This window comes from Haloferax sp. YSSS75 (genome assembly GCF_046764215.1).
Classification (GTDB): Archaea; Halobacteriota; Halobacteria; order Halobacteriales; family Haloferacaceae; genus Haloferax.
In genome coordinates this window covers 2,700,700-2,716,879 of the sequence record NZ_CP177206.1, presented here as the reverse complement: position 1 = coordinate 2,716,879, position 16,180 = coordinate 2,700,700, and the positions used below count along the sequence as shown (strand labels likewise).

General features: G+C 63.5%; 20 protein-coding genes. 5 read left to right on the top strand and 15 right to left on the bottom strand.

Features of this window, described 5'->3' with window-relative positions; genetic code table 11:
- Positions 1 to 5 precede the first annotated feature (5 nt).
- From ACK3R5_RS14225 to ACK3R5_RS14185, 9 genes are all read right to left on the bottom strand, one after another.
- Positions 6 to 260 (bottom strand): hypothetical protein, encoded by a 255-nt coding sequence (locus ACK3R5_RS14225; RefSeq protein ID WP_411964728.1) that lies wholly within the window; start codon positions 258 to 260, stop codon positions 6 to 8.
- A 39-nt stretch (positions 261 to 299) separates the two neighbouring features.
- Positions 300 to 1,112: a tRNA pseudouridine(38-40) synthase TruA gene (gene truA / locus ACK3R5_RS14220; RefSeq protein ID WP_411967425.1), complete on the bottom strand. Its 813-nt coding sequence runs from the start codon at positions 1,110 to 1,112 to the stop codon at positions 300 to 302.
- A gap of 87 nt (positions 1,113 to 1,199) precedes the next feature.
- The gene (locus ACK3R5_RS14215) at positions 1,200 to 1,646 is read right to left on the bottom strand and encodes a universal stress protein (protein ID WP_411964726.1); all 447 of its coding nucleotides are present in this window, start codon (positions 1,644 to 1,646) and stop codon (positions 1,200 to 1,202) included.
- A 114-nt stretch (positions 1,647 to 1,760) separates the two neighbouring features.
- On the bottom strand, positions 1,761 to 3,056 hold the full coding sequence (gene hisS, locus ACK3R5_RS14210; RefSeq protein ID WP_411967423.1) for a histidine--tRNA ligase: 1,296 nt from the start codon (positions 3,054 to 3,056) through the stop codon (positions 1,761 to 1,763).
- A 69-nt stretch (positions 3,057 to 3,125) separates the two neighbouring features.
- Complete coding sequence (locus tag ACK3R5_RS14205; protein WP_411964724.1) at positions 3,126 to 4,031, bottom strand: EamA family transporter; 906 nt, start codon at positions 4,029 to 4,031, stop codon at positions 3,126 to 3,128.
- Between the two features lie 69 nt (positions 4,032 to 4,100).
- On the bottom strand, positions 4,101 to 4,691 hold the full coding sequence (locus tag ACK3R5_RS14200) for an alpha hydrolase (protein ID WP_411964723.1): 591 nt from the start codon (positions 4,689 to 4,691) through the stop codon (positions 4,101 to 4,103).
- 3 nt (positions 4,692 to 4,694) lie between these two features.
- Positions 4,695 to 5,054 (bottom strand): DNA-binding protein, encoded by a 360-nt coding sequence (locus tag ACK3R5_RS14195; protein WP_411964722.1) that lies wholly within the window; start codon positions 5,052 to 5,054, stop codon positions 4,695 to 4,697.
- Between the two features lie 108 nt (positions 5,055 to 5,162).
- A complete protein-coding gene (locus ACK3R5_RS14190) occupies positions 5,163 to 5,618 on the bottom strand; it encodes a 30S ribosomal protein S19e (protein ID WP_411964721.1) in 456 nt (151 codons plus the stop codon).
- 116 nt (positions 5,619 to 5,734) lie between these two features.
- Positions 5,735 to 6,763 (bottom strand): lysylphosphatidylglycerol synthase transmembrane domain-containing protein, encoded by a 1,029-nt coding sequence (locus ACK3R5_RS14185; protein ID WP_411964720.1) that lies wholly within the window; start codon positions 6,761 to 6,763, stop codon positions 5,735 to 5,737.
- A gap of 129 nt (positions 6,764 to 6,892) precedes the next feature.
- Here ACK3R5_RS14185 and thiL point away from each other — a divergent pair, with 129 nt between their 5' ends.
- Together thiL and ACK3R5_RS14175 are read left to right on the top strand one after the other, a co-directional pair.
- Positions 6,893 to 7,774, top strand: a complete 882-nt coding sequence (thiL, locus tag ACK3R5_RS14180; protein WP_411967422.1) for a thiamine-phosphate kinase — start codon at positions 6,893 to 6,895, stop codon at positions 7,772 to 7,774.
- A gap of 87 nt (positions 7,775 to 7,861) precedes the next feature.
- Positions 7,862 to 8,695, top strand: a complete 834-nt coding sequence (locus ACK3R5_RS14175) for a hypothetical protein (RefSeq protein WP_411967421.1) — start codon at positions 7,862 to 7,864, stop codon at positions 8,693 to 8,695.
- Positions 8,696 to 8,735: 40 nt separating this feature from the next.
- On the opposite strand, the gene ACK3R5_RS14170 is transcribed toward ACK3R5_RS14175, so the two are convergent.
- From ACK3R5_RS14170 to ACK3R5_RS14155, 4 genes are all read right to left on the bottom strand, one after another.
- Complete coding sequence (locus tag ACK3R5_RS14170) at positions 8,736 to 9,875, bottom strand: site-2 protease family protein (protein ID WP_411964717.1); 1,140 nt, start codon at positions 9,873 to 9,875, stop codon at positions 8,736 to 8,738.
- 316 nt (positions 9,876 to 10,191) lie between these two features.
- On the bottom strand, positions 10,192 to 10,437 hold the full coding sequence (locus ACK3R5_RS14165) for a hypothetical protein (protein ID WP_411964716.1): 246 nt from the start codon (positions 10,435 to 10,437) through the stop codon (positions 10,192 to 10,194).
- A 306-nt stretch (positions 10,438 to 10,743) separates the two neighbouring features.
- Positions 10,744 to 11,529 (bottom strand): molybdopterin synthase, encoded by a 786-nt coding sequence (locus ACK3R5_RS14160; RefSeq protein WP_411964715.1) that lies wholly within the window; start codon positions 11,527 to 11,529, stop codon positions 10,744 to 10,746.
- Positions 11,530 to 11,569: 40 nt separating this feature from the next.
- Positions 11,570 to 11,872, bottom strand: coding sequence for a hypothetical protein (locus ACK3R5_RS14155; protein ID WP_411964714.1), 303 nt, complete (start codon positions 11,870 to 11,872; stop codon positions 11,570 to 11,572).
- Between the two features lie 93 nt (positions 11,873 to 11,965).
- Here ACK3R5_RS14155 and pyrH point away from each other — a divergent pair, with 93 nt between their 5' ends.
- Both pyrH and lysS read left to right on the top strand, forming a co-directional pair.
- Positions 11,966 to 12,679: a UMP kinase gene (gene pyrH, locus ACK3R5_RS14150; RefSeq protein ID WP_411964713.1), complete on the top strand. Its 714-nt coding sequence runs from the start codon at positions 11,966 to 11,968 to the stop codon at positions 12,677 to 12,679.
- Between the two features lies 1 nt (position 12,680).
- Positions 12,681 to 14,360, top strand: coding sequence for a lysine--tRNA ligase (gene lysS / locus ACK3R5_RS14145; RefSeq protein ID WP_411964712.1), 1,680 nt, complete (start codon positions 12,681 to 12,683; stop codon positions 14,358 to 14,360).
- Positions 14,361 to 14,389: 29 nt separating this feature from the next.
- Here lysS and ACK3R5_RS14140 read toward each other — a convergent pair whose 3' ends face one another.
- Positions 14,390 to 14,902: a BGTF surface domain-containing protein gene (locus ACK3R5_RS14140; RefSeq protein WP_411967420.1), complete on the bottom strand. Its 513-nt coding sequence runs from the start codon at positions 14,900 to 14,902 to the stop codon at positions 14,390 to 14,392.
- 112 nt (positions 14,903 to 15,014) lie between these two features.
- Positions 15,015 to 15,572 carry a hypothetical protein gene (locus tag ACK3R5_RS14135; RefSeq protein ID WP_411964710.1) on the bottom strand — a complete coding sequence of 186 codons (558 nt, stop codon included), beginning with the start codon at positions 15,570 to 15,572 and terminating at the stop codon, positions 15,015 to 15,017.
- A 126-nt stretch (positions 15,573 to 15,698) separates the two neighbouring features.
- Between ACK3R5_RS14135 and ACK3R5_RS14130 the strand changes: the two genes are divergently transcribed.
- Positions 15,699 to 16,103, top strand: coding sequence for a hypothetical protein (locus tag ACK3R5_RS14130; protein WP_411964709.1), 405 nt, complete (start codon positions 15,699 to 15,701; stop codon positions 16,101 to 16,103).
- Positions 16,104 to 16,180 lie beyond the last annotated feature (77 nt).

Here is a 16,180-nt window from a genome sequence, read left to right as displayed (position 1 = left end):
TCGTCTCAATCGAGTCCCGACGTGGGCAACGCGGACCGTTCGATGGCACTCATCGTCGCCGCCTCGACGACCATTCCAACGCCGATGACGACGTAGTACACGCCGAAGACAGCAGTTATCAGCACGATGAACGCGTAGAGCACGATTCCTGCGAACCCCGCCGTCGTGGCGAGAAAGCCGCCGACGAGATTTCCGATGCCGAGGATGAAGAGGCCGAAGACGATGCGCAGGGTCGCATCCCACGCGGAGGTTGGGTCCATACGTCGAGTGTTGTTCAATGGAGTGATATGTTTGGTGGGTTATTCTGCATCGATGCCGTCACGAATACGCGCCCCGACGCGCCACCCGATTCGGTCCGCCAGCGCCTGCTCTCCGAACGCTCCGACGGCGCTGTCGGCCGCCTCGGTGTCTACCTCAAACTCGACGCCTGGGTAGTCCACGGCGGTGAGAACGAGCGGTGTGGGCGGTGCAGCAGGCACGCCGTCGGGTCCCTGCAAGTGGCCCGGGCCGAGTACGTCGTCGACTCTCGACAGTGGGGCCGCACCCGACCCGACGGACTGAACGACCGAGACGAGACGACGGACGAGTTCACGCGCGAACCCACCCGCCTCGACGTGGACGAGCAGGAAGTCGCCGTCTCTGGTCAGGCCGCCGTCGATGGTGCGGACGGTTCCGTGGTCGTCGGGTGTGAGGTTGTGAAAGTCGTGTTCGCCGCAGAGGGCGTCGAACGCGGCGGTGGCCTGTCCGTCGTCGAACGCCTCGGTCGGTGCGTAGAGGTCGTAGACGTACGCTCGGCGACTCGGGAGGTGTCTCGCGTGGAAGTCGTCGGCGACGTCGGCGGCGGCCCACGCTCTGATGGTTCCGGGGAGTTCGGCGTTCAACGCCCGCGGCGTACACCAGTCGGGGCAGTCGAACGCGACGGTCTGTGCGAGTGCGGAGACGCCCGCGTCGGTTCGCCCGGCGGCGGCGTACCCCTCCGGCACGTCGTCCGTCTCGCAGATGCCGAGTCCACGACAGGCGTCGAGAATCGCATCTTCGACTGTCGGGACGTCCGGTTGTCGCTGAAAACCGTAGTAGGGGCGGCCATCGTACGCGATGCGGAACGCGCGCATACAGAGGGGGTTCACCGTGACTGCACTTAACCGACCCCACTCCCCTGCAACCGTCCGTAACTCGCCGCAGTCCGACCGTACACTCGGCTATCTGCTTTCTATCGGTTCGTGTTTGCCGCGGATGGTGAGAATCGGCACGTCCGTCATCCGGAGGACGCGTTCGGTGACGCTCCCGATGAGGTAGCGCTCCAGTCCGCGGCGGCCGTGGGTCCCCATGACGATGAGGTCCACGTCGTGTTCGTCGGCGTATCGGAGGATTGCGCGGTGCGGCGACCCGTGTTCGACGGCGGTCACGACGTCGACGTCTGCCGCTTGGGCCACCTCGGCTTCCTCCGACACTATCTTTTCGCCTTCCTCTTCGTACGCACGGACGAGGCCACCGGCGTCGAGTTGCGTCGCGTGGAGGACTCGTTCGTCGACAACGTAGAGGACGTGAACCGTCGCCCCCAACGTCTTGGCGAGGTTGGTGGCCTGCTCGACGGCCAATTCACTGGGTGCGCTCCCATCGACGGGAACGAGAATCGTTTCGTACATCTTGGTTTTCGGTACGCTGGGAAGGGTCAAAAGGACGTTCGCAAAAGCCACACCGCGAGAATCGCCGTCTCAGAGCGCGGACGAGGGCGTATCCGAGGGGTGGGGGGTCCGCGATTACTCGTAGTCGACGTAGGTCGGTTCGTCGAAGTCGCCCGGGAAGTCGTCGACGTCGACAGTCGTCTGGTCGCCGGACTGCATGTCCTTGATAGTCACTTCGTCGTTCTCTAAGTCGCGTTCGCCGACGATGACGACGGTGCCGGCGTTGATGGAGTCTGCGTAGGACATCTGCGCGCCGAAACTCCGGTCGGAGACGTCGACTTCGACGACGTTCCCCGTCGTGCGCAGGTCACGGGCGATGCGCGATGCCACCTCGCGGGTGTCGCCGACGGTGAGGACGTAGTAGTCCGTCGTGAGTTCTTCTTCGGGCCAGACGCCGGCGCGCTGACAGAGCAGTTGGAGCGTCGCATCACCGAGCGCGACGCCGACTGCGGGAGTCGGTTGCCCGCCGAAGGACTCGATGAGGTTGTCGTATCGGCCGCCGCCGAACGTCGCCCGCGAGACTTCACCGGTCGAGTCGAAGCACTCGAAGACGACGCCCGTGTAGTAGTCGAGACCACGAGCAGTCGTCAGCGACACCTCGCAGTAGTCGCCAGCGCCGAAGTCTTCGGCCGCTTCGAGTACGTTCCGGAGGTTTTCGACCGCCGCTTCGACGTTCTCGCCGCCGAACTCGGCTATCTCGTCGAGGTCACCGCGTTCGATGAGGTCCGCGAACTGACCTGCCTGTTCGTACGAGAGACCGGCGTCCGAGAGCAGTCCGAGATACTCCTCGCGCTCGACTTTCTCGGATTTGTCGACGGCGCGGATTGCGTCCGCCACGTCAACGTCGGCGTCGAACGACCGGAGGAGGCCACCGAGGATGTCACGGTGTGAGACGCGGAACTCGAAGTCGTCGGCGGTGAGACCGAGATCGACCAGTGCGTCGGCCGCGAACGCCAGCACTTCGGCGTCTGCCTCCGGTTCGGTGGACCCGAAGATGTCCACGTTCGTCTGGTAGAACTCGCGGAAGCGACCCTGCTGGACCTGCTCGTAGCGCCAGAAGGGGCGCGTCGAGACCCACTTGATGGGCTTCGACAGCGCCTGCTGCTTGGCGACGACCATTCGGGCGACAGTCGGCGTCAGTTCGGGGGTGAGGGTGATGTCGCGGCCGCCTTTGTCTTCGAAGGCGTACAGTTCCTCGACGATTTCCTCGCCGGACTTGTCCACGTACATCTGGGTCCGTTCGAGATACGGCGTCCCGATTTCACGGAACCCGTACCGAGCGGCAGTCGTCTCGACGGTGTCGATAACCTCACGTCGAGCCGACATCTCCCCGGGGTAGAAGTCACGAAATCCCTTGAGTCGGTCGTACATGCGCAGTCGTTGGCGAAGGTTGCGCTTGAAACCTGTTGTTCGAGCGCGACGGGCGCTCTCGACGAGTGACTATCGGACCATCGAGACGAGCGCGCCCACGTCGCCGACGGCGATGAGCGTGACACCGGCGACGGCGAGGACGGCGGCGACGAGGCGGGTCCCGAACTGGGACTCCCGGAGGACGACGCCACCGAGGATGACGGCGACGACTGCTTGCGTGTTGATGATGGGCGACCCGATACTCGCGGGGACCAGCGAGAACGCGACAGAGGTGACGTGTTCGCTTCCGGCGACGAGGAGGCCGGCGGCAGCGAACTTCGGCAGGTCACCGCGAACGGGTCGCCAGTTACGAACAGCCAGTGGAAAGAGGACGAGGGCCCCGCCGACGAAGAGAATCGGCACCCAGAGCGTCGTCGGGATGGCCAGTTCCTGTAAGCCGACGCGCTTGCCCACGTCGCCGGCGGCGTAACAGGCCGCACTCGCGAGTGCGAACTGTGCCGGGCGCGAGGTTGCGGCCCGTCGAAGCGGTTCGAAGAGGCCGCCACCTTCGTAGTTCGCGACGTACACCGCCATCGTCGCGACGGCGACGCCACCGAGTTGGAGGACGGTCAGGTGTGCAGACAAGAGGACGATTTCGATGGGGAGGACGAACACGGGGACGAGTTTGTTGATGGGGGCGACGTACGAGACGTCCCCACCGTCGAGCGCGTAGATGAACAGGACGAATCCGAGGCCGATGGCGACGATTGTCGTGGCGATAGTCGCGAGACCAGTGACACCGAGCGTCGCGAGCGACGGGACGGCCGCCGGGTCGAGACGAGTCGCCGTCACCGGTGCGTACCAGAGAATCGCGAACGCGTTCACCGCGACGGCGATTTGTGCGCCCGAGTAGTCGCTGAAGTACAACTTGAGGACGAAGATGTAGACACCCCACCCGACGGCAGCGAGAACGGAGTAGAAGATTCCGGGGTCCATGCGTGACTCGCTCGTCGGCGTGGTGAAAAACAACTCGGTCCCGAGTTCACGTGTTGAGGCGTGTGACGACTACAGGCGGCCGTGGACGTAACTCTGGATGTGGTCGGGGAAGACTTCCTCGACGGCCTCGACACCGTGTTCGTCGGCGATGAGTTGTCTGAGTTCGCCCTCGTAGTCCGCCTTGGGTATCTCGTCGGACGGCCCCGTCTCCACGTCGAGGTGGGAGTCGACGAGTCGGTCCACTGCACCACGGCCGAACCCCGACAGGGGGGAGAGATAGTCGACGCCGTGACGGTCTTCGAGACTCTGCGCCTGTGCCCGTGAGATAGAGGGGACACGGTCGTCACGGCGCGTACCGTCTGCGACGGCGTCGAAGTCGAGGCCGCAGACGGCCTCTAGCGCGTGTTCGTGGACCCTCTGGATGCCGTTCCGCGGGTAGCCGTCTTCGACCATCCGGGTGGCGGCCTCCTCGGCGACGTCCCGGTCGAGTTCCAGCGTCTCGAACTCGTAGCCGAGTTCGAGGGCGGCGTCTCTGGCGTACCTCCAGTCGTCGGTGACGTCGAAGTGCGCCGTCACGAGCGTCAGGTCGTAAAACGAATCGAGAAGCAGTGCGGCGAGCGAAGAGTCTTTCCCGCCGCTGTAGAGGAGCGCGAGTTCCACGAATTACCGGCGTCGAATGTTGAAGCTCTTAGACTCCGGTTGGAGCTCTTTCAGCAACGCCTTCATCTTGTCGTCGTCGATGCGGCCCTGGATACGACCGCTCTGTGCGAGGGCGACGATTTGGCGTTCGACCTGCTCTGCGAAGTCCGGTTTGGACATCTGGACCGCGTTGAGGCGCTGGCGCGCTTCGTCGGTCAGATACTGCTTGAGGAGGGCCTGTTTCTGCTGTTCGGCACGCTGCTGGGCCGCCTCTTCGGCCTGCTGTTGTTCTGGGGAACTTCCTTGGCCTGCTTGCTCTTGGAGTTCCTGCATCTTCTTCTTTCGAAGCTCCTCCAGTCGCTCATCGTCTGGGCTGCCACTCATACACTAGCGCACGGCCTGCCGTCTGAAAACCATTACGGACCGGTGTACAAACGGGTCTCTGCGGGGTTTACGGCCGAAGAAGAACTCTCGGGAGTGTGTCGGCGTCGTCTACGCGTAGCGCTCGAGTTCCGGACGGTCGAGGTCGGCGAGGACGTCGTCGGCGGCGTTGTCGAGGAAGCTGCTCCCCTCGGCGGTGATGCGGCGACCCTCACCCTTGCCGGTCTCGACGAGACCCTCTTCTTCGAGTTGCTGGAGGAGTTTGCGGATAATCTTCTTGCTGCCGGTGTCGCTGTGCGAACCGGAGACGCGGTAGCGGGTCGACCCACGCTTGAGGCCGCCGTACTCGGTGGAGAGACGGTCGACGCCGACCGGGCCGTTCATCGCGACTTTGCGGAGCAGACTGGCACCGCGGACGAACCAGAAGTTGTCCTGTTGTGGTGGCAGTTCACGGGTCTGGCCGGTCTTTGCGAAGGCCATCCAGTCGGGTTGCTCGATACGGTCCTCGAGTCGTCCGGCGACCTCTTCGATGAGGGCGTCCGCCGGGACGTCATAGATGGTTACCATGGCTATTGGTTCTTAATCGTCGCGTTTAAAGGCATCGTATTCGCCTGATACGGGCAGTTGGAGGCTCCTGCGTGCCGACCGGCGTGTGTCGGACCCACACTCCAAGATACGACCGATTAGCCTCGCCACCCGCGAGCACTCTCGAGGCTCATCACGATGCCGCCGAGGAGCGTCGGAACCCAGTAGATGAACCCGCGGAAGAGGACGACACCGGCCGTCGCCACGTCGAACGAGACGGCACCGCTGGCCGCCGCGACGAGGATGGCGAGCGTCCACTCGATGCCGCCCGCACCGCCCGGCAGTGGTGTCACACCGGCGATTGCACCGATGGGGACGACGAACAGTGCGATAGAGAAGGCAATCGGTGCACCGATGGCGTGGAAGGCCACCCACAGACCGACCATCTGGAAGAGCCATCCGAGTCCAGACAGGCCCAGTGCGACTGCCAGGCCGCGTGGGTTCCGCCCGACACGCTCTATGGAGCGGAAGAACCCGTTGATTCTGCGCTCGACGCCGTCCGTCGTCGGGACGCGAATGCGAGGGATGTACCGGGCGACGGTCTGAATAATCGGCGTCAGCGCGTGGATGAGCTTCCGTTCGAGTTCGTAGCGTCGTTCCCACACGATGTAGACGGCGGTGGGGACGCCGATGGCGAGGCCCACGACGGCGACGAGGGCAATTTCGAGGTTACGGCCGAGGGTGACCTCTGTCGCGTAGTAGCCCGCGCCGATGAGGGCAATCGTGATAGACGGGACGAAGTTGATAGTGTCCACGCTGGCGATAGCCGCGAGTCCCGTCTCGTACTCGGTGTCGGTGCTCCGCGAGATGAGAAGCGCCGTGACGGGTTCGCCACCGGCCTGTCCGAACGGCGTGATGTTGTTCGAGAACATCGCCCCCGTGAAGACGAGGAACGACCGGACGACGGAGATGTCGACGCCGAGGACGCCGAGAACCGTCTTCAGAGAGACGCCCCACGTGACCAACCAGAGTATCGTGATGGTGAACAGTCCTACCAGAAAGGCCGGACTCACCATCGTCAGTCGGTTTACGAGTTCGTCGACGCCCGCGAAGTAGAAAAGGACGGCAAACACGACGAACGCTGCGGCGAACCCGAGGACCGTCGCTCGAATATTCTCGCGGGCCATCTGCCCGAAGTGGGTCCACGAACGGCATTAAGCCACCGGATTGAACGGACGAGATGGGGGCGGTCGGGTGGTTCGACAGTCGACCAGCGGATAGATGGACATTTCCGCCGGGGGCGACACGTCGGGTGTATGGACGAGCGTACCGCCCTCCGACTGCTCGCTGCGGACCTCCCCGGCGCGGGCGACGACGCCGCAATCGTCGATGGTCTGGTCGTCACGACGGACATGCTGCACGAAGCGACGGACTTCCCTGCCGGGACGACGCGCTACACGGCAGGGTGGCGAGCAGTCGGTGCGTCGTTGTCTGACGTGGCCGCGATGGGGGCGACGGCCACGTGCGCAGTCGCAGCCTACGCCGCGCCCGAACTCGACGAGGCAGCGCTCAGAGCCTTCGTGCAGGGCGCACGCGACGTGTGTGATGCGGTTTCGGCGGAGTACGTCGGTGGTGACCTGGACACCCACCGCGAGTTCACGGCGGTCAGTACGGCTATCGGTCGCACCGACGACCCAGTCCTCCGCTCCGGTGCGAATCCGGGTGACCTGCTCTGTGTGACGGGTGAACTCGGCCGTTCTGCCGCGGCAGTTCGGCTGTTCGAGGCGGGCGAGACGGACCGCGGGAACGACCTGTTCCAGTTCACGCCACGTGTCGCCGCCGGTGTCGAACTCCGCGACGTTGCGACGGCGATGATGGATTCGAGCGACGGTCTGGCCCGCTCTGTCCACCAACTCGCCGAAGCGAGCGACTGTGGGTTCGAACTCGACTGGGACGCACTCCCGGTCCACGACGCAGTCGGCGACGTCGCGACTGACGACGACGACGCCCGTGACCTCTCGGCGTACTTCGGGGAGGACTTCGAACTGGTGTTCACCGTCCCCGAGGCCGAACTCGACGCGGTCCGCGACGAGGTGGACGTTCCGCTCACCGTCGTCGGGCGAGCGACGGCGGGGTCGGAAGTCGTCGCGGACGGCGAGGCGGTTCCGGACCGTGGGTACACCCACGGCGGCGACTGACCGGGAAGACGGTCTGGTTTCCCTGATGGTTCTCTGGACGGGAGAACCAGTGATTCGTGCTATCGTACTTGGTGAGAATCATCTAGTATGGCTTCTGAGTCACCGGTCCAGCGACAGGTATCGCGTCTGGCTTCGGGGACGGGTACGCCCCGTGAGTTCGTACTCGCCGCGGTGGGTGTGTACGTCCTGTGGGTCGTCGCCACGTTCGTCTTCGAGGGGCGAATACAGACACTCCTGCGCCCGGATGCGACGCTCGACAGGTTGGTGTACGCTGTCGTCGCCAATCTCCTCGTCGGCACACTGCTGGCGATGTTGGTCGTCCGGCGAATCGTCGCGTCGGGCGTCGTCACACCCGACCGCATCGGATTTAGACCGCTGGTCCGAACCATCGCCGTCGTCGTCGCCGCTGGTGTGGTGGGACTTGCGCTGTACGTCGTCCAGAACCCCCCGACGACGGACTCTGTCGTCGTCGCGAACGTCTTCGCACAGGTGGTTCCCACCTCCATCGCGGAAGTCGTGGTCTGTTGGGTGCTCGTCGGGGGGACAGTCGAAGCGCTCCTTCGCGCTCGTGGGTCGAACAGGTACGTCGCAATCGGTGTCGCCATCGTGACTGCGAGCGTCCTCTTCGGCGTCTACCACGTCGGGCACAGTCCGCCGTTCAACACGCTTCCACAGGTTGCGTTGCTCACCGTCGTCGGCGTGGTGACGAGTCTCGTCTACTTCGGGACCCGTGACGTGTACGCGACAGTCGTCTTCCACACGCTGTTGGCGTTGACGGGTGTCACACAGTCGCTGGCGGCCGCCGGACGACTCGAAACGTTCACCGACCTCATGGTCCCGCTGTTCGCCGTCGCGTTCGTCGCCGTCGCGGTGTTCGTCGCTGCCGACGTGTTCTTCGTCCGGCGTGCGCCACAGACGTGAGTCCGGGGAAGCGGCACCGAGGAAAATTCGGTGATTATGATTACGCCGGAATCACCTGAATCGGCACGAGGAGGAAACACGCCGCGCCGAGTGCGAACGTGAACAGGCCGATGGCGATTCGCCCCGGACCAAGTGGCGTCTCGTCCACCGGGTCTGCGGGCCCGTTGTAGGCGATGAACGTCGAGAGGAGGCCCCAGAAGAACCAGAGGCCGACGGACTCGTTGATACTGAGACCACGCACGTAGTAGAGATAGCCAGCGATACCGAAGAGGAACAGCGGAACCGTCGCGGCGAGCGACTCCTGCCGTTCGCCGAGCATCGCTCGGACCATGTGGCCACCGTCGAGTTGGCCGACTGGAAGCAGATTGAGGACGGTGAAGAACATCCCGACCCAGCCACCGATGACGACGGGGTGGACGACGGTTCGGGGGTCTGGATACTCGGTCGGTTGCCCGAGTGCCGCGGCGATAGCGTCGAGGAGTGGCGGGTTGTTGAAGACGATGACGTCACTGGTGCCCGAGAACGCCCACGCGGGGACGGTGAGCGGTTCGAGCGAGAGACCGATACCGGTGACGACAATCGTCGCCGCGAGTCCGGCGAGGGGGCCGGCGACGCCGATGTCGAACAGCGCCTTCCGGTCTGGCATCTGGCCACGCATCCGAATAATCGCGCCGAGGGTGCCGAATGGGAAGATGAAGGGGATGAGATAGGGTAGCGAGACGTTGACGCCGTGGTACTTCCCCATCAGGTAGTGTCCGAGTTCGTGAACGGAGAGGACGCCGAGGATAGCGGCCGTGAAGGGCCACGCCTTGAGTGCGAGCAGTGGGTTCGCCACCAGGTCGGAGAACGGGACGTAGTACCAGCCGACGGCCCCGACGAACATCGTCGAGACGATAGTCGCGACGAAGAGCGCGAGGTTCTTCCACGGGATGCCGCCGTTACCGGTCGAGACGGGTTCGGCGACGACGATATCGGTCCCACCGAGTCTCGTCGTCTGCGCTTGTACTTCGTATCCGGCCCGGCGGAACGCGGGCCACACCTCACGGAGGAGCATCTGCTCGGGGACCAGCGACTCCCCGTAGTAGACGAGTCGCTCTCCGTCGGTTCGTGTCTCTTGGACGTCGAAGACGGCACGAAGTACTTCGACCGGCGGTCCGTCCGCCGATTCGGCCTGTTCCATTGCCGTGGGGTAGGCGTGCGACGTGCATAAACCCCGTGACGCGACGGAATCGTGACTAGTAGGAGAGTCCCGTCGCTACGAACGCGGCGACAAAAACGGGGCGCAAGTAAGAGAACGCCGGCGGATGGACCCGGCGTCGACGTAGTGGGGTCGGGTACCGTTTAGGGGGTGGTGGACAGGGAGGCGAACGATTGGTGCAGCAGTTGGCTGGTGTGGGGGGTGGGTGTGAGACCGATTGGTTGGTCGTCGAGTGGTGTTCTGTGTGGCGAGAGAGAATCTCTCGGGGCCGTTCAGGGGGCGTTCGGTGTGTTCAGCCTCAGGCAGCTTCGACGCGCCACGTGGTCGCGCTCGTGTACGACCACTTCTCGATGGTCAGGTCGGTCGCGGAGTCGCGAAGCTTGACCATCAGGGCGCCGATTTCTTTCGGAGACAGTCCAACGTCGTCTGCGATGAACTTACTCTTGAAGTACATCTCTCCGTCCTTCGCACGGTCGCTCAGGTACTGCTTGAGACGGTCTTCTTTGGAGCTGCCATCGGTGGAGGGGGGTGCTGTAACGCTCATCTGAGTCACCTCACTCCATTATACCTTCCAGGAGGTGTTATAAAGGGAGGAACGTTGAGATTAGTTCGAACGCTTTCAGCATAAACCGACAAAAAGAGTCCATTTTACGATTCTTTTAGAAACGCTTAGACATTTTATAGACTACTTTGAGGGATTATTTCTCTATTTAATTTCCCTATTTAATGTGGTTCAACTATACCTCAACTGAGGCACAAAAAACGCCATTTTGGGGCAATATGGGCCTCGAATGACCGCTGATTCTGCGTGTGCGTCGGCCACTGCCTCCTGAACGGGTGGGCCGGGTGCTCAGCGGTCGTGGACCCAGAACTCCTCTTCGACTGTCGTCTCCTTTTTGAATATGGGAACTTCGTCTTTCAACCGGTTGATACCGTCTTCGACAGTCTCGAACGCCTCGGTTCGGTGTCCCGCGAGGACGACGACGAACACGATATCCTCGCCGTCTTCGATGCTCCCCACGCGGTGGTGCATGAGGACGCGGTAGACGCCGTCCCGTGCTTCGAGTTCTTCGGAGATGGTCGCCATCTTGGCCTCTGCGACGCCGTCGTACTTCTCGAATTCGAGGGTGACGGTCCGATTGTCGTCTTCGGCGTCTTTCGCGCGCACCCGACCGGTGAACGTGGCAATCGCGCCTGCGTACTCTGCCTGCGGGTCGTCTTTTATCTGTTCGACCAGCGATTCGAGCGTGATGTGTGGTTCGAAGGAGTCGAGTTTTCCGGCGAGTTCCTCGATATCGACGTCTGCCTGGTCGTCTGCGGAGGTCACGACGGTTTTTGCGTCGGCCTCACCGAGGGTGACTGTCGGGACGTCCGCGTCGGGGAACCCGGTGAGAAGCGTGTAGTCGTACTGTGCGGAGAGTTCGTCGAGAAGCGAATCGAGCGTCTGGTCGTCGCCGCCGCCCATCCAGTTCCCGTCGGGTGTGAGTCCGTACGACCCACTGACACCCGCCGTGGTTTCTGACTGTGCCGCGGTGCTCGGGATGGATTCGACGGTGGCGACACGCCCGTCCAGTCGTGGAGCGAGTCGCTCACAGAGGACGGTTGCGCCCGGACCGACCACGCCAAGTACGTGCATACAGAGCCTCACGTCCCGCGTCAGTTTAAGATTGCGCCGATTACGTCTGCCCGTCGCCTTCGGTCGGTCGGGTCCGATACAGATACAGCGAGATGCCGGCCCCGGCGAGGCCCAGCGTCGTCCCGATCCACGGTGCGAGGGCGCCGACAGCGGTATCGGCCGTCGCAGGGAGCGTGTCGTACTGCCAGAGCGCCCACCCGATAGAGAAACACGCCACCACGACCCAGTAGAGGCCGGTCCGGCTATCGAACTCGCCGCGATAGTAGCGGACGAAGAGCGCGCCGAGGGCGAGTCCCCACCCGACGACGATGAAGGTGATAGTCTCGACGGTGACGAGTCGCATACCCGTAGTCGCCGCGAGACTGGTTTAAACCCCCCGAACCGGGTGTCTCGCACTTGATAACCCTTAAGATGCGCTCACTGATACCCGTGTGCAATGAGAGTCGTCATCTCCATCGGCGGAAGTGTACTCGCGCCGGACCTCGACCCCAAACGTGTGGAGGCACACGCGTCGGTCGTCGAGACGCTCGCGCGAGAGGGGTGTGAAATCGGGGCGGTCGTCGGCGGCGGCGGCGTCGCCCGCGATTACATCGGTGCGGCCCGTGAACTCGGTGCGAACGAAGTTCAACTCGACCAGATCGGTATCGACGTGACCCGAATCAACGCCCGTCTGTTGATTGCGGCGCTCGGGCCGCAGGTCGACCCGAAAGTCGCCCACGACTACGAGGACGCTGGCGACGCCATCCGCCGCGGCGACATCTCCGTGATGGGCGGCGTCATGCCGGGACAGACGACTGACGCCGTCGCGGCGGCGTTCGCGGAGTACGTCGACGCCGACCTGCTCGTCTACGCGACGAGCGTCGACGGCGTGTTCAGTTCCGACCCCAAGACCGACCCCGACGCGACGAAGTTCGAGGAGATGGCCGCGGGCGAACTCGTCGACGTCATCGCCGACATCGAGATGAACGCCGGGTCGTCCGCACCGGTCGACCTGCTGGCCGCGAAACTCATCGAGCGCGCGAAGATGCGCACTATCGTCCTCGACGGAACCGACCCCGAACGCATCGCGCCTGCGGTGCTTCGCGGCGAACACTCCGGGACCGACATCATCCCCGAAGGTGGCGACGAACCGACCTACTGGGTCCAGTGAGATGACGACGGACGAAGCCACCACCGACGCTGCCGAAGACGAGTCCCCCGACGTCTTCGACGAGGCGGCAGGGTCGAACGACGACCACCGCGACTTCTGGGCCGACGACGTCGCCGACGCGATAGAGGCGCGAGACCCCGACGAACCCATCGTCATCAAGGGCGGCGTCTCGCCCTCCGGAGTCGCCCACCTCGGCAACTTCAACGAGATTATCCGCGGCTACTTCGTCGCCGAAGTCCTCCGCGAACGCGGCCACGAGGTCCGCCAGGTCTTCACGAGTGACGACAAAGACCCACTCCGCAAACTCCCCCGAAAACTCGCCGACGAAGACGGGAACATCGTCGGACTCGGCGAAGTCGATGCCGGCGCACTCGGGCGCAACCTCGGCAAGCCCTACACGGCTATTCCCGACCCCTTCGGTGAAGAGGAGTCCTACGCGGCCCACTTCGCCGCGCTGTTGAAGGCCGACGCCGACCGCCTCGAAATCCCGGTGGAGATGCTCTCGAACACCGAGATGTACGAAGACGGCGACTTCGACCCGGTGGTCGAACACGTCCTCGAGAACATCGACAGCGCGCGCGAGGTGCTCTCGAAGTACCAGTCGAAGGTCGACGAAGACTACGTCCCGTTCAACCCCGTCTGCGAAGAGTGCGGGAAGATTACGGAGACGGTCACGTCGGTCGACCTCGATGCCGGCACCGTCGAGTACGTCTGTACCGACATGACTGTCGGCGACAACACCATCGACGGGTGTGGCCACGAAGGGACGGCGACGTTCCGCGAGGGCAAACTGCCGTGGCGCTTCGAGTGGCCCGGTCAGTGGCAGGTCCTCGGCGTCGACTTCGAACCGTTCGGCAAGGACCACGCCGAGGGGTCGTGGCCCTCTGGCAAGGACATCGCGGAGAACGTCCTCGAGTTCGAACCGCCGATTCCGATGGTCTACGAGTGGTTCACGCTCAACGGCGAGGCACTCTCCTCGTCGGCCGGAAACATCGTCACCGTCTCGGAGATGCTCGAACTGCTCGAACCCGAGGTACTCCGCTACTTCTTCGCGCTCAACCCGCGGAAGGCCCGTGACCTCGACCTCTCGCGTCTCGACCAGTTGGTCGACGACTTCGACCGATTCGAACGCGCGTACTTCGGCGAGGTGGACGACGAGAACCTCACCCGATTCGCAGAGCGCGCGTACCCCTTCGTCGTCGACGACGTGCGCGAAGACCGTATCCGCCTGCCCTACACGTTCGCGGCAGTCCTCGGGATGACCGACGACGAGGAACTCCGCAAGCAGATGGCGAAAAACGAGGGCTTCTTCGACGACGACACGCCCGACGACGTGGTCGAAGAGGCACTCGCCCGCGTCGAACGCGCCCGCCACTGGGCAGAGACGATGGACAACGAGTACAACTACCGCCTGCAGGTCGAACTCCCCGAGTTCGACTTCGACCCGGCAGTCGAGGCGGCACTCGACGAACTGGCCGACTTCGTCGAAGCCAACCACGACGGCGAGGCGATTCAGGGCGAAATTTACGAGACTGCCCGCCGCAACGACATCGAGATGGGCGACTTCTTCGCCGCTGGGTATCGCCTCTTCTTCGACGCGACGCAGGGGCCGCGTCTCGGTGAGTTCCTCGGCGAGTTAGACCAGGAGTTCGTCGTCACACGCCTCCGCCGCGAGGCCTGACGACGCGTCTCACCGCTGTCTTTCTCTCTTCAGTGCCGACCGACGAGGAGCGCACCCGCCGTGAGTGCGACGAGGGCACCGACTGCCGCGACGACACCGAATCCGGGGACGAGCGATTCGGTCGAATCCTCAGTCGTGGTCGTCTCGGGTTCGGAGACGACTTCGCCCTCCGCCTCGGCGACTGTCTCGGACCCATCGACGACGGTGACGGTGAACGTCGCGTTCGTGGACATCTCGCTGAAGTCGAACGTCGCGCTGAAGTTTCCGTCCTCGCCGACGGTCACCTGGTCTGTTTTGAGGAATCGGGGTTGCGTGTCTCCCGAGGACTGAAGCCGAATCGACAGGTTCTCGCCGGCCGAGAGGTCCGACGTTCCCCGAATCGTCGCGTCTTCCGTCGGATAGACGGTCACGCGCCCGTCGTCTTTGTGTAGCGATACCGAGTCGTCCTGTGCCGTTACGACCGCTCCGCCTCCGACTATCGCCCCGAGGAGGACGACGGAGACGAGGAGGGCACGACTCAATAGACCAGTTCCATCGAACATACAGTCGTTCGGTTCGCCCCATAGTGTTGAATAATTGACTATATGTCAAACGACTCTTTGAGTCACTCACCCTCGTGACGGCGTTCGGGGAGCGACTCGACCACTCTGGCGGTCAGTTCTCTTCTATGGCGTCGATGACGACGGCCCCGACGACGAGGAGTCGCGGGTCTACTTCCTCACGTTCGATGTCGATATCGTAGGTGTCGCGGAGTGAGAACCGTTCGTCGATGGTGCCGATAGGGTCGCCGGCAGGGTCCTCGACGCGGTACGAGAAGGGAATCAGCGTCGTGATAACCCGTCGAGCGACGGCCATCGGGACGTTGTCTTCGACGATGCGTCCGACCACCGACCCGTCCGGCCCGAGCAGTTGGTAGGTGTGTTTCGCGAACGAGAACGCACCGCGTTTGACCGCACCCACTCTATCTCCGGTCTGACTGTCCACGATGTCGTAGGCCGCCGATACGTCGAGGACGCTGTCTGCTCTCACGCGGAAGCGCTCTTCACCGGTCTCGTAGTCGTTGAGGCGGAAGTCCTCTTTCAGTTTGAACTTCTTCTTCTTCGCGGAGAGAATCGGCGTCTCGTCACCCGACGCCGCGTCGTCTTCGTAGACGACGTACTTGGTGCTGATAGACACCTTCTGTCGGACCTCGTAGGAGGCACTGTCGAACATGGGTTCGGATGCCACCGTCATGGGATAAAGACCTTCTGGGGGACTACTTATGTTCTCGTCGCGCGTACTTTCGACAGGTCCGTTCCCCGCGAGCGACCCGATGCGGCCCCGCCGCAGTGATTTCACATGTCTCTCATCGACTTCATCAAAGCCGTCGAAGAATCGCAAGACGAGTTCGACGTCGAATTAGAAGAGTTCGACGCCGACTCCGAACAGGAAGACGTCGACACCACCGCGTCGGGCGGCCGGTCCTACGGCCGTCTCTTCCTCGTCGCCCTCCTGTTGGTCGGCGTCGCCTACGTCGTCTACCGCCTGCGTTCGTCGGTGGACGACGAACTGTTCACGGACATCGACCTCGACGACGAAGCCGAGGCGGCGGACGCGAGCGAATCGGACGACGAAGCGACCGTCTCGGTCGAACACGACCCGGAAGCCGGCGACGAGACGACGGGTGACGACGCCGAAGCGGCAGACGACGATGCCGTCGAAGTCGAAATCGAGTCCCCGGACGACGAGTCCGACGAAGAGTAACGATTCGAGCGCGTCGGGGAACTGTCCCCGCCGACTGTCTGGGTACCGTAACCCGAACGCCTTTTGGCGCGCGACGC